We start from the raw sequence: 12,071 nt of genomic DNA on the forward strand, positions 1-12,071 counted from the left end.
TATACGGGTATAAGATGACCAAGTAAGCATACGATGTGACCTTGGTCATTTTTTATTGTGCAACGAATCCTGAAATAATGGAAAAATATAACTGAAGAAATACCATATAGCGTTTTATGCTACAGGGGGATTTGTGTCACAGCTCGGTTTTAGTTTGTTAGCTATTTTCTGGATCATTACCGGCTATCAAACGGTTACGAAAATTAAAAAACATAATGTCTATGAACACCAAAAATGGATGATACGCAATTATTCAGTAACTTTTGCTGCAGTAACTTTAAGAATCTGGCTACCATTATTTACTGCATTATTTGGATTCGAAAATTTTATGATTAGTTATCCTATTATTTCGTGGTTATATTGGGTGCCAAATCTTATAGTTGCGCAGTGGATTATTGGGCGGACACTTCAAGAAAGAAGCACAATAGTTAAATAGGTTAGGATAAATGCCACTCTATTTAGGGTGGTTTTTATTGTCTATTCGTATCAAAAAGGCTGCCAAATTGGGAGGGTAGAATTTAAAAAAAGAAAAATAAAAGCCATCGGAAAGATGATATTTTTTTATGTAATACTAAAATTATTATTAAAAAAATGTCTAAATTTTTTAAAAAAATAAAGTAATTTGACTATTGTGTGAGAATCATTATCAATGATAAATTATTGTTAACTCGGGGATAGTTTAGGACTAACCAATTAGCTAATCGAGTAGAATATCATAATGGAAATACAAATAGAGGTATTAGAGCAGATTTATACTGGGTTTTAGTTTTTAATATCGAGCCTCAATAATAGTATTTATTAAATTAATAAACAGCTATAAAGTAGGTGCTTTTATTGAAAAGATTATTAACTAAATTAATTTGGATGATTTTTATATTTGTTGGATTATCCTTGACAATCTATACCGTATTTTCGTCTAATTATGAAAATAATGATGAGCATGCTACACCTTGGGAATTTGATTGGCTAGATTATAAAGAGCTTCATAAACTTTCTACAGGTAGGTCCCAAATAATTGCTATCATTGATAGTGGTATAAATCCTCTATACAGTGAAAATTTAAAATTTGAAAAATCTTTAGTTGATCAATCTATCCAAGATACAAATGGTCATGGTACTATGATGTACTCCATAATTAAAGGAATTAATGGGCATATAGAAGGGATAAGCCCTAATGCGCAAATAATCGTCATTAAAGTGATGAATAAAGATGATTCAGTTACACCAACAATTATCAAAGATGCAATTGAATTGGCGATCCAAAAAGATGCTTCTATTATTAATTTAAGTATGGCTAGCCATTTTGAAGATACAGATATTACGGAAATGATAAAATTAGCAGTAAATAAAGGTGTTACAGTAGTAGCTTCCTCAGGAGATTATGGAAATACTGAATTGATGTATCCTGCAATTTTGGATGAAGTTATTTCGGTTGGGGCAATTGATGCTTCAGGAAATGTACTTGATTTAACAAGCGGTTCGCAAAAAACAACGATTAATGCACCTGGTCATGAGATAACAGCAGTTGATTCCGATGAAACAGTGATTACAACAAGTGGTACATCGCAAGCAACTGCATTAATATCGGGCTATATTGCTCTGTTAAAAGACTATGCATTTTCGAAAAATAAAGAGTTGAACAATGATAGTATTATCTCGTTACTAGAGTCTATTAATAGTCAAGAATTAACCTATTTTCAAGCATTGAAGAAGATAGATTCTCTTTAAAGGAGGACGCCAAGAGACATGGGAGGGTACGTCGTCATAAGCATCGCAGAGATCCAATAGTGCATTACATAATGGATTATTAAGTTAATTTTATCCAATTAACTTTAGCGAAGCGTGCTCACCAAATGACTATGTATTGAAGACCTAGAAAAGACTATATGTAATATGCGGTGAATAAATATTTTTACCACTTTAAAAATGGGTCGAACCGTTGATATATCAACATTTATAGAGGGAGGCTAGTTAATATGAGATTAAGACCATATCATTATTTAGGAATATTACCAGTCAGTATTAGCTGTTTTGCATCATATTTATCTATATCTTCAAATACCAAAACTATTATTAATCTTATTGCGGCTTTGTTAGTAATTACATCTATTCCTTTGAGCTATAGAGATTACAAAAAGTCAAAAAGAGAATCTAGACTTTAGATTAATGGAGTGATGGCAAGTGGAATTACGTGATTTCTTTAGTATACCAATGATATTAAGTTTGTCATTTGGATTTTATCGGTTTTCTTACAAATTGCGCTAGAACTCAATTTAATTGGGATTATTTTTAACCCAATTAACTTCCTAGCTATAGCAAATTTAATTATTGGTGTTGTCTATCAGATTAGACAAAGTAATAAGACAACATATTACAATGGCCGGTTGCACAAAAAAAGCGTGAAGCTGGTCTTTTTTTATTGCTGAAAAAATCATAAAAATTGGAAATGTGTGCGTATTGAAATTACATTTAGTGTATTCTTAAAATAGGAAAGTTAAACCATCTTCGTCGAAGTGCGAAGACGTTCAGAAGTTTAGTAAACTTAAACATTAGTATTGTAATACAGTAATGGGAAACGTTAAAAGGAGTGACTATTATTGTACGAAGAACAACTAGCAAGAGCCATTCAATTACGCACAGAAAATAAGAAGCAAGAATCCAATCAATTACTTGTAAAAATGGTAGAGCAATATGCGGACGATGCAGTCGTTAATTACCAATGCGCATGGAGCTTTGACGTTTTAGGCGAAGAATTAAAAGCAGTTCCCTACTATGAAAAGGCCATTCAGCAAGGGTTATCTGGAACAGATTTAGAAGGAGCAATATTGGGACTTGGCAGTACATATCGAACATTAGGTGAATATGAAAAATCAGAAAAGGTATTTTTACAAGGAATAGCGTTATTTCCAACAAATAAAGCATTGCAAGTGTTTTATGCGATGACTTTATATAATTTACAAGAACATAACAAGCGATGGAGCTCTTACTAAAATGCCTGACAGATACGACAACAGATGCCGAAATACTAAGTTATCAAAATGCGATTAATTTCTATGCAGATCAATTAGATAGGGAGGGGGACAAATGTGTGTATGTCACGTAGAATAAACGTGACTTTTTTTGTTGAAGTAAATTGCCACACAATGAGTACGGTATTTAGATTATTGCGCTTGACCTTGCTTCCAATAACTTAGTAAGCTAGCATAATTAAAACAAGCATTATGAAAAAATAAAGGAGTTGCTGTCGTTGAAAATCAGTAAAGAACATGCGGAGCATTACATTTGGGGTAAACAATGTGATGGCTGGCATTTAGTTAAAAATAATGAATTAAGTATTATTCATGAACGGATGCCTGCCAATACAACGGAAGTTTGTCATTACCACCATCAAGCACAACAATTCTTTTTCGTGCTATCAGGTATAGCAACAATGGAAATAGGCGAAGATCGGATTATATTATTGCCTCATGAAGGGATTGAAGTACCACCATTTCAACCACACCAAATGCGCAATGATTCACAGGAGGATGTGGAATTTTTAGTTGTTTCACAGCCAAATAGTAGAGGAGATCGTACTCCGATATAAGGTTATATAAGAACCTAAAGTATATTTTCTAAATCTTCATTCTTTTGCATGAGGAACATTCATCTGCTATTTAGTACAGTAAATGGTATCAATAGCTAAGGGGATGAGTGATTTATGAAAATTTCTAAAATAAAACTTTATGCGTATGATTTACATAAAATGAGGGAATTTTACTGTACCTTATTAGGATTTGAATTATTAGATGAGGGGACCCATTTTTTTGTCATAGCTGCTGGGGAGAGCAAAGTTCGATTCGAAAAAATAGAGGCTTCTGTTGCAAAGCAATATCATTTCGCCTTCAATATCCCTAGTAATTTATTTCAGTTAGCGAAAAAATGGGCAAAAGAGCGTGTAGACATATTAAGTTTGGACGGAGTCGATGAAGTGTATTTTAAAACAATCGATGCCTATTCATGCTATTTTTATGATGCTGAGAACAATGTAGTAGAGTTGATAGCACGGCAGCAAATCAATCCGAGCGTTAATGCTGATACATTTTCTATTCAACATATACTGAATATAGCAGAAATAAATTTAACCACAGATGCGATTGCAGACGTCGTAGACCGTTTAAAGGAATATGATATAACACCATTAAAGGGAGAAGATATTCACCCAGATGCGCTAACCTTTATGGGAAATTACGAAGAGGGTGCCCATCTATTAATTGGTCCAAGTGAACGTCTTTGGTATTTCTCTACGCGTAAAGCGATTATCAGCCCTATTCAAATAGAGGTAAATAAAGAGATTGTGATATCTATGACAGCTAAAGGCAATTTTGCTATTTCAGAACAAACGAAGGATAGATAACAAGGCTATCCTTCGTTTTATCGTTAAAATAAATCGGTAGATAAATAGCGCAATCCTGTATCTGGAAAGAGTACGACTATACGTTTTCCTTTGTTTTCGGGACGTTTAGCAAGAGTTGTTGCAACAAACAATGCCGCACCAGAGGATGTACCTACTAAAACACCATCTGTTTGCGCTACAGTGCGAGCAGCTTTATAGGCCTCATCTGTTTCTACTTCTAACACTTCATCAATCCGATCAAGATGAACATTAGACGGAACGCGCGCTTCCTGTGCATCTGAAAAGCGATGCACACCTGTAATTTCAATAATATCAGGCTGTTCAACTGTAGCGATAGAATTAATAGCGGGTTCTACGCCTATAATTTGTATGGCTGGATTTTTGGATTTTAAATAAGCACCTACACCACTAATGGTGCCTCCTGTACCAATTGCAGCAACAAAAATATCAATTTGTCCTGCTGTGTCTTCCCAAATTTCTGGCCCAGTAGTGCGTTCGTGAATGTTAGGATTGGCTTCATTATCCAGTTGATTTAGAAAGACGACATTTTCCTCCTTATCAATGACAGTTTCTCTAAATACTTTAATAGTTTCAACAAAATCGCCATCAGTTTCTTCAAATGCCGCTACCATCTCTGGTACATCGGAAAATGGCACAACCTCGGTTCCATATGCTTTCACAACCTTTGTTCGTTCTTCGCTTACACCATCTTGCATGTAGATACGTAATTTATAGCCCTTTGCTGCTGCGATAGCTGCAAGCCCAATACCAGTATTACCACTTGTTGTTTCAATAATCGTTTTGTCTTTTGTTAAAACTCCACGTGCTTCAGCATCCTCAATCATCGCTTTAGCAATACGATCTTTTACACTATTCGCAGGATTAAAATATTCTAGCTTCGCAATAATTTCCGCTTCCAGTTGTAGTTTTTTCGTGTACTGATTTAACGCTAATAGTGGTGTATGCCCTACTAACTCCGTTATCGACTGCTTTATGGTATTGGCAATAATTTGACCCATATCATCATCCCCTTTGTTTTACCTACTTAACAAATTAGTTTTGTAGGAATTAATGGCATCTTAGCATGATAAATCCTTATGAGCAATACATTTTCTGATAGAAAGAATGGTTCGATTAATAGAAAAAAGTAATCAGTTTAGTTAAATTTAAAGTTTTAGCTGTTTTAAAGAGAAGTGGCGGGTAAGGTCAATTATTTGCGTTGTGAACATTTTAGAAAAAACATGAATTGCGCTATGATAAGAGAAATGGGAATGCTGTTATGATAGTAACCAGAAAAATGAATGGTGGAGAGGATTTGAATGGAATGTTGGAAGATGTAAATCGATTAAAAGAAAGAATCAATCAACTAAGTGAAGCGGAAGCAAAGTCAATGCTTTTCTTATCTCTATTAAATGAAAAGTCGAGTGAGGACATGCAGCAAATACTCCTACATATGACAGAAGATAAGGAACAAATGGATAAAGCGCAGACAATACATATTGTTTTTGGTGATTCGCCAGCCGGAAGTCTAAAAGCAGCATTTAGAACGTTGGAATATCGAAAGACAGAGGATATGATTGTTTGGCCAGATAATTTATCGATTGGGCCAGTAAAAGATATACATCTAGCTTCGGGAATAGAAGCGAGACTTGAGTGGTTCCACAAACGATACAATATGGAAGAAGATGAACGTGAGCATTATCGACAATGTATGCGAACTGCTATAGAGAAAATAAACAATATATTTCCGCATCAAAAAATCGTTATTTGGACATGCCAAAATGCACATGAGCAAACAGGGTTACGACTTGTGCTAGCCATGCTAGAAGGCAAAGCGAATACAGTGCGAGTCATTGATACGTATAGAGCTTTTCATGAAAAGGAGATGCATCCACAAATAGCGGATTATCCACGAACTTCAGGAGAATTGAATGAAGAAAACCTCCTGTATTTTTATGAACAGTTTGCTATGGATGAACTAATGAATGAAGCAAGAGAAGCCTTAATGAAGGAAGGTAAAAGCTTATTAGCAGATAAAGTCCATCTGTTACGAACATGGACATGTGATGGGCTATTACATAGCCTACATGAAAATCGAGATGATGATTTTATTATTGAATGTGCCAAGCGGATGTATCAAGAAGAGGGTACCGTAACGTTTAAGAAAGCGGCACGTTTAATAGGTGAAGTATACGGACATATGCAACAATTTACAGGAGACGAGTGGATTGAGTATCGTTTACGAACGTTAATCAAGCAGGGGGTTTTTTCATATCAAGGAGATTTGAAGGCAATGCGATTTTATGAAGTGAAATTGCAAGACGAATTCTTGACAAATTGAAATTTTTGATGTTTTGACTTCATTAAAAAGCATAGATAGAATAGTGTAGTAGAGTTTGAATAACTCTAGTCGATTAGCAACTTTTATCAGTGAACATAACGAGTGAATGAATAGATTAATTTAAAGAAAGGAAGTCGATTATGAATTCTGAAATCAATCAAAATGCGATTCTTCAAGCTATTTTGGAGCTTTCTACACAAGTGCAGGGCGTGAAAACAGAGATTCAACAACAAATCGAAGCGCTAGACAAAAGACTAGATTCAGTTGAAACGAGACTAGATTCATTAGAAACAAGACTAGATTCAGTAGAACAAAATCTTAGTGCAAAAATAGATAAAGTGGATGCGAAGATGAACGTGTTAACACTTGACATATTAGAAACAAAGGCCGATGTGGAAATGTTAAAGAAAGCAAAATAATTTGTTTTGGTCGTCACAATGTGCAATAATCATTGACAATTAGCAATGATAGAGGAGTGAGTTGGATGTTAAAAACAGCAGTATTTGAACAACTAAAAACAGCAATGAAGGAAAAGGATGTCTTAGCAAAAGGTGTGCTAACACTAGTTAAATCAGCATTAGATTTAGCAGAGAAAGAAAAAGGGGAACCTCTAACTCAACCAGAGGAGATGGCCATTATTAATCGTGAAGTAAAACAAACGAATCAGGCATTAGAAGGCGCGCAAAATGCTGGCCGTGCAGATTTAATTGAAAAAGAAGAAGCAAAATTAGTGTTATTAAAATCCTTCCTTCCTAAGCAATTAAGCGAAGCGGAAATTGCTGAAAAATTACTAGCAGCAGGCGTTAATAAAGGTATGAATATGGGTGAAGCGATGAAGATTGCAAAACCATTATTATCTGGTCAAGCAGAAGGTGCCGTTATATCTAAAGTAGTAAAAAGTTTAATTTAATAATAAATTGAAGGATCGCTGACGAAGTAGTGTTGGCATCCTTTATTTATTGTCTGTGCAAGTTTTCACCATTTAATCACTGTCAGAAAATAGAGGTTTTGCTTAATACAATGTTTAGAAGAGGAATCGTAAAATGATTTCTATTAAAATTAAGGTTTGCCAAATAAATGAAAACATTTTATACTATTAATTAACCACTGGTCAGTTAAAGGAGGATTCCATGTCACCACGTAAACCATCAGCACAAGAATTGACACTCAAGATGATTGTTGACGAAGCTCATAAACAGTTTATTGAAAAGGGTTTTCACCAAGTGTCCATGCGTAGTATCGCGAAAGAACTTGGATGTAGTCATGGAGCAATTTACTATCATTTTAAAAATAAAGCGGAATTATTTTATTGCATTATAGGTGAGTATTTTACTGAATTAAATCAAATGTTAGATGATATTGTAAATGGAACAAGAGAGCATCAAAACAAACTTTACGATGTCTTTGTTGGCTTTATGAAATTTGGATTAAACCATCAAAGCCAATATGAATTGATGTTTATGACGAAAGAACTTCATAACGATGGATTATCGCAAGAGGCTGCTAATCTTAGCTATCAAAAGTTTGCGCAATCGGTTCAAGCGTTATCTCCAAAGACATTGTTAATTTCGGATATTCATTCAACATTTCTTGCATTACACGGTTTTGTTTCACATTATCACCATTATGTGATGAACTATGACGAAGCGCAAGAGGCGGTAGATGTCCATGCTAAATTTCTTGTTAAAGCATTATCATAAATAAATTATGTTGCTCTAGATGCGAAGATGAATCTAGAGTTTCCTTTTAACATCTATTGACCAGTGGTTAATTAAAAGGAGGAATAGATGATGAAGAAAGCATTAGTAATGGGTGCTTCAGGTGGAATAGGTTTTGCGATAGTTAGTGAATTAGCAGCAAGAGGTATACAAGTTGTGGCTTTTGCTAGGGGAAAAGAGAAGTTGCAAGCGCTTTTTGAAAATTACCCGAATGTGTCGATTTTTCCTGGTGATGTCTTTAATGAAGAGCATGTAAGGAAGGCATCTGATGGGATTGATGTTATGTTTCATGCAATTAGTTTTCCCTATCAAGAATGGGAAGAAACACATATTCAGTGTATCCATACAATTATCAATGTCGCACAAACGCAACAAGCGAAGATTGCACTAGTGGACAATATTTACGCATATGGAAGGCAATCTTCTATTGTAACAGAGGAGACAATCAAAGAACCTCATACTAAAAAAGGGAAGATACGATTAGCGATGGAAAATGAATTGAAGGCCAGTAGCGTGCCTTCATTAATCGTCCATATGCCTGATTTATATGGACCAAATGCAGAAAATACAATCCTAAATGAAACATTAAAAAGTGTTATCAGTAATAAAAAGGCAAACTTCGTTGGGCATATGCATGTGGCTAGAGAATTCCTCTATACATTCGATGGAGCTAAAGCAATCGTTGAATTGGCATTGCGATCAGACACATATAATCAGAATTGGAATGTGCCAGCAGTGCATCCCATTACAGGAGAACAATTAGTGGAGATAATTCGAGATATTACGGGCTATAAAAAGAAAGTACGAACGGTTTCCAACGCAATGATTGGTATTTTAGCACTCTTTTCTCCATTTATGAAGGAAATGAAGGAGATGATGTATTTAACAGAAGAGCCTGTTATTTTGAACGGGGCGAAGTATGAAAGCGTGATTGGCACTCTGCCACAGACTAGTTATCAGGAAGGTTTACAACAAACGTTGTTATGGTTGAAGAAGAGGAGATAAAATCAGTTTTCCGAAAGTATAAAAATCCACTTCGCTTTCTGCGGGTACAGAGTAGTTCGCAGAAATCTACGTGGATTTTTATTAAATTGTGTGAGTGACTGGCACTTATTTAGTTATATAATGCCTAGCTCGTTATTACAATGAATCATAGGCAAGTACCCGTTGATAGATTTTGAAAGGGATTGGGGGTGTTTTTTTGTCAGTTGAATCGCATGTGCATGAAGTGTATCCCGAAAAAAGTGGAAAACGTAAGTGGGTAATAATTGTAGTAAGTGTTTTAATGGTTACCTGTGTATTAATGGTAGGTAGCCGCGTTGTCTCATCTATTTTTAGTGATGATAAGTCGGATTTTGCAGCTTATAAAACACTTGTTGGCCAAACAACTGAAAATGATTTTGGGACATTGACTTTAAACGAGGTGATGGTTGATGATAATCAACTTTTGTTAAATGCAACTTTTGAACCGGCGAAAGATGTGAATTTCGACTATCAAATTTTTTTCTTTCCGCAAGTACTCGTGAACGGTCAAAATTATACCGTTCGAAATGGTGGTCAGACCATTGCCCAATCAGAAAATACTTATACAATATATAGCAGTGTTAAAATGCGCGATTTACCTCAAGATGAACTGTTGCAACTGAATATCCTCTATAACGATTGGAATTGGGATAAGCCTATACCGGAACCTTGGGCATTTAAGGTAGAAGCATCTCAAAAGCAACTACAAGCAGATCGAAAAGTAATTGCAGTTAATAAAACCATCAAGCTTAGTGATGGTCAGGAAATTAAGGTGGAAAAAGTTGTATCTACACCGATTTCAACTACGGTATACGTTGAGACACAAGAAACAACAAATGAATCGTTAAATTTTAATATTGTATCGGAGTCAGGCAAAACATGGCGTCAAGATTCTTCTTACACATTAAATGAAGAACATACAAAGTGGGGGATTCGCTTCGATGCACGCTATCTAACAGATAAAACATATAAACTGATTCCTGTTACTGCAAGTGATGTTAAAAGCGGCCCAGCTATCAAAATACGTGAGAAATGAATATTCGATGCTTTAAGTAAATTTTACAATATCTTAATCTAGTATGAGACATTCTCCGTGTAATATGATTGTATATCACATGGAAAGTAGTGAACAGTTTGCCAAAGTTGTTAGAGATTTTTCTTATTTCCTTTAAATTAGGTTGTACATCTTTTGGGGGTCCAACAGCTCATTTAGGTTTTTTTCAAATTGAATACGTGCAAAAAAGAAAATGGTTATCAGATAAAGAGTACAGTAACTTAGTAGCACTTAGTCAATTTCTCCCTGGGCCTGCATCCAGTCAGGTTGGCATGGGCATTGGTTTACTACGTGGCGGACTGTTGGGAAGCTTAGCCTCCTTCCTTGGTTTTACGTTACCATCGGTATTGCTATTAACTCTATTTGCCTATTTTTTCTCGCATATAAAGATGGATATGGGCTGGATTCATGGCTTGAAATTGGTTGCTGTTGCCATCGTTGCGCAAGCCATTTGGGATATGTCCAAAAAGTTAATTCCTAGCATAGCACACTTGATAATAGCAATTTTGGCGCTTATAACGCTGCAATTTTGGGGAAATCCATTTGCACAAGTTATTGTCATTGTATTGGCAGCTTTAATAGGTGCACGCCTGTTTAAGCAAACGAACGGTTTAGAAGATACCGCGCAAAAAAATTTACCCATTTCTAAAACAACAGGTGGCTTGCTATTAGCATTATTTGTCACATTAATGATTGCTTTACCAATAGCTAATTCATTTTTAAAAGATGACTTACTAACAATTATGGAAAAATGTTATCTAGCAGGTGCCCTAGTATTTGGTGGCGGCCATGTAGTATTACCGTTACTGGAAACGCAGTTTGTGCAAAGTGGCTTAATGAGCGCATCTGACTTTATAGCAGGCTATGGTCTTACACAGGCAGTTCCAGGTCCATTGTTTACATTTGCTTCTTATATTGGGATGGTCATTGCTGGCGTGCCAGGAGCAGTGGTTGCGACGGTTGCAATTTTCCTACCAGCATTTCTTTTAATCGTTGGGGCTATGCCTTTTTGGCTTACTATGAGTAGGCATATAGCTTTGAAAGGTGCAATGGCTGGTGCTAATGCAGCGGTTGTTGGGATTTTAGCTAGTGCTTTTATCCATCCAATTGTGACGCAAACAATGCAAAGTGGATTAGATATTCTTTTAGCGGCTATATTTTTGTTGCTATCCTTGCGCTGGGCAGTCCCTCCTTATATACTGGTCCTGCTGGGCATTTTAGTGGGACTTCTATGTTATTAAGAGCAAACATAATAAAATCAAAACTACACATGATGGTAGTTTTGATTTTTTTTGGATAAATTGTTCCTCTATTGTAGAAGCAAATGAAACCTTTTCATTCCAAAGATCGGTTCCGCGAGCGGTGTGTTATCATGTTAGCTGAATTGTCATGTTCTATCTATATTGCGTACGTATCTTGATACTAGTTTTTGCTTTTTTGATTTTTGCAAAGACGTTATGAGAGTTCCCTTTTATAAAACAATGTTTTTACAGTTCTTTTATTTATCTGGATGGATTCATAGCGTTCTTTATTTCGTTT

At 35.4% G+C, this 12,071-nt stretch carries 13 protein-coding genes and 1 pseudogene; 13 read left to right on the forward strand and 1 reads right to left on the reverse strand.

Annotated elements, in window-relative coordinates:
- Positions 1–106 precede the first annotated feature (106 nt).
- The 6 genes and pseudogenes from C9J37_RS01085 to C9J37_RS01105 all read left to right on the forward strand — a co-directional run bounded on the left by C9J37_RS01085 (position 107) and on the right by C9J37_RS01105 (position 4,396).
- Positions 107–436: a DUF2306 domain-containing protein gene (locus C9J37_RS01085; RefSeq protein WP_268807968.1), complete on the forward strand. Its 330-nt coding sequence runs from the start codon at positions 107–109 to the stop codon at positions 434–436.
- Between the two features lie 455 nt (positions 437–891).
- On the forward strand, positions 892–1,728 hold the full coding sequence (locus tag C9J37_RS01090) for a S8 family peptidase (protein WP_167397236.1): 837 nt from the start codon (positions 892–894) through the stop codon (positions 1,726–1,728).
- 248 nt (positions 1,729–1,976) lie between these two features.
- Positions 1,977–2,162 carry a hypothetical protein gene (locus C9J37_RS27955; RefSeq protein WP_137067737.1) on the forward strand — a complete coding sequence of 62 codons (186 nt, stop codon included), beginning with the start codon at positions 1,977–1,979 and terminating at the stop codon, positions 2,160–2,162.
- Between the two features lie 435 nt (positions 2,163–2,597).
- A pseudogene (locus C9J37_RS01095) lies at positions 2,598–3,103 on the forward strand (tetratricopeptide repeat protein).
- A 144-nt stretch (positions 3,104–3,247) separates the two neighbouring features.
- The gene (locus C9J37_RS01100) at positions 3,248–3,586 is read left to right on the forward strand and encodes a cupin domain-containing protein (RefSeq protein ID WP_107893885.1); all 339 of its coding nucleotides are present in this window, start codon (positions 3,248–3,250) and stop codon (positions 3,584–3,586) included.
- A gap of 114 nt (positions 3,587–3,700) precedes the next feature.
- Positions 3,701–4,396 carry a toxoflavin lyase-like VOC family protein gene (locus C9J37_RS01105; RefSeq protein ID WP_107893886.1) on the forward strand — a complete coding sequence of 232 codons (696 nt, stop codon included), beginning with the start codon at positions 3,701–3,703 and terminating at the stop codon, positions 4,394–4,396.
- Between the two features lie 23 nt (positions 4,397–4,419).
- Here C9J37_RS01105 and C9J37_RS01110 read toward each other — a convergent pair whose 3' ends face one another.
- Entirely contained in the window at positions 4,420–5,415 is a 996-nt protein-coding gene (locus tag C9J37_RS01110; RefSeq protein WP_107893887.1) for a PLP-dependent cysteine synthase family protein, read from the reverse strand.
- Positions 5,416–5,675: 260 nt separating this feature from the next.
- Here C9J37_RS01110 and C9J37_RS01115 point away from each other — a divergent pair, with 260 nt between their 5' ends.
- The 7 genes from C9J37_RS01115 to chrA all read left to right on the forward strand — a co-directional run bounded on the left by C9J37_RS01115 (position 5,676) and on the right by chrA (position 11,773).
- A complete protein-coding gene (locus C9J37_RS01115) occupies positions 5,676–6,737 on the forward strand; it encodes a DUF1835 domain-containing protein (RefSeq protein ID WP_235616986.1) in 1,062 nt (353 codons plus the stop codon).
- 140 nt (positions 6,738–6,877) lie between these two features.
- Complete coding sequence (locus C9J37_RS01120) at positions 6,878–7,156, forward strand: BAR domain-containing protein (RefSeq protein ID WP_107893888.1); 279 nt, start codon at positions 6,878–6,880, stop codon at positions 7,154–7,156.
- Positions 7,157–7,221: 65 nt separating this feature from the next.
- Positions 7,222–7,647: a GatB/YqeY domain-containing protein gene (locus C9J37_RS01125; RefSeq protein ID WP_107893889.1), complete on the forward strand. Its 426-nt coding sequence runs from the start codon at positions 7,222–7,224 to the stop codon at positions 7,645–7,647.
- A gap of 220 nt (positions 7,648–7,867) precedes the next feature.
- Positions 7,868–8,437, forward strand: coding sequence for a TetR/AcrR family transcriptional regulator (locus C9J37_RS01130; RefSeq protein ID WP_107893890.1), 570 nt, complete (start codon positions 7,868–7,870; stop codon positions 8,435–8,437).
- Positions 8,438–8,527: 90 nt separating this feature from the next.
- Positions 8,528–9,460 carry an SDR family NAD(P)-dependent oxidoreductase gene (locus C9J37_RS01135; protein ID WP_107893891.1) on the forward strand — a complete coding sequence of 311 codons (933 nt, stop codon included), beginning with the start codon at positions 8,528–8,530 and terminating at the stop codon, positions 9,458–9,460.
- Between the two features lie 196 nt (positions 9,461–9,656).
- Positions 9,657–10,514, forward strand: a complete 858-nt coding sequence (locus C9J37_RS01140; protein ID WP_235616987.1) for a DUF4179 domain-containing protein — start codon at positions 9,657–9,659, stop codon at positions 10,512–10,514.
- Between the two features lie 89 nt (positions 10,515–10,603).
- Complete coding sequence (gene chrA / locus C9J37_RS01145; RefSeq protein ID WP_235616997.1) at positions 10,604–11,773, forward strand: chromate efflux transporter; 1,170 nt, start codon at positions 10,604–10,606, stop codon at positions 11,771–11,773.
- Positions 11,774–12,071: the final 298 nt, after the last annotated feature.

Source organism: Lysinibacillus mangiferihumi, assembly GCF_003049665.1.
Lineage (GTDB): Bacteria > Bacillota > Bacilli > Bacillales_A > Planococcaceae > Lysinibacillus > Lysinibacillus mangiferihumi.

Bases quoted from the DNA above. Each gene is read 5' to 3' on its own strand.
- C9J37_RS01135 (WP_107893891.1), top strand. From the start codon at position 8,528: ATGAAGAAAGCATTAGTAATGGGTGCTTCAGGTGGAATAGGTTTTGCG.
- C9J37_RS27955 (WP_137067737.1), top strand. From the start codon at position 1,977: ATGAGATTAAGACCATATCATTATTTAGGAATATTACCAGTCAGTATT.
- C9J37_RS01125 (WP_107893889.1), top strand. From the start codon at position 7,222: ATGTTAAAAACAGCAGTATTTGAACAACTAAAAACAGCAATGAAGGAA.
- C9J37_RS01130 (WP_107893890.1), top strand. From the start codon at position 7,868: ATGTCACCACGTAAACCATCAGCACAAGAATTGACACTCAAGATGATT.
- C9J37_RS01110 (WP_107893887.1), bottom strand. From the start codon at position 5,415: ATGGGTCAAATTATTGCCAATACCATAAAGCAGTCGATAACGGAGTTA.
- C9J37_RS01105 (WP_107893886.1), top strand. From the start codon at position 3,701: ATGAAAATTTCTAAAATAAAACTTTATGCGTATGATTTACATAAAATG.
- C9J37_RS01115 (WP_235616986.1), top strand. From the start codon at position 5,676: ATGATAGTAACCAGAAAAATGAATGGTGGAGAGGATTTGAATGGAATG.
- C9J37_RS01120 (WP_107893888.1), top strand. From the start codon at position 6,878: ATGAATTCTGAAATCAATCAAAATGCGATTCTTCAAGCTATTTTGGAG.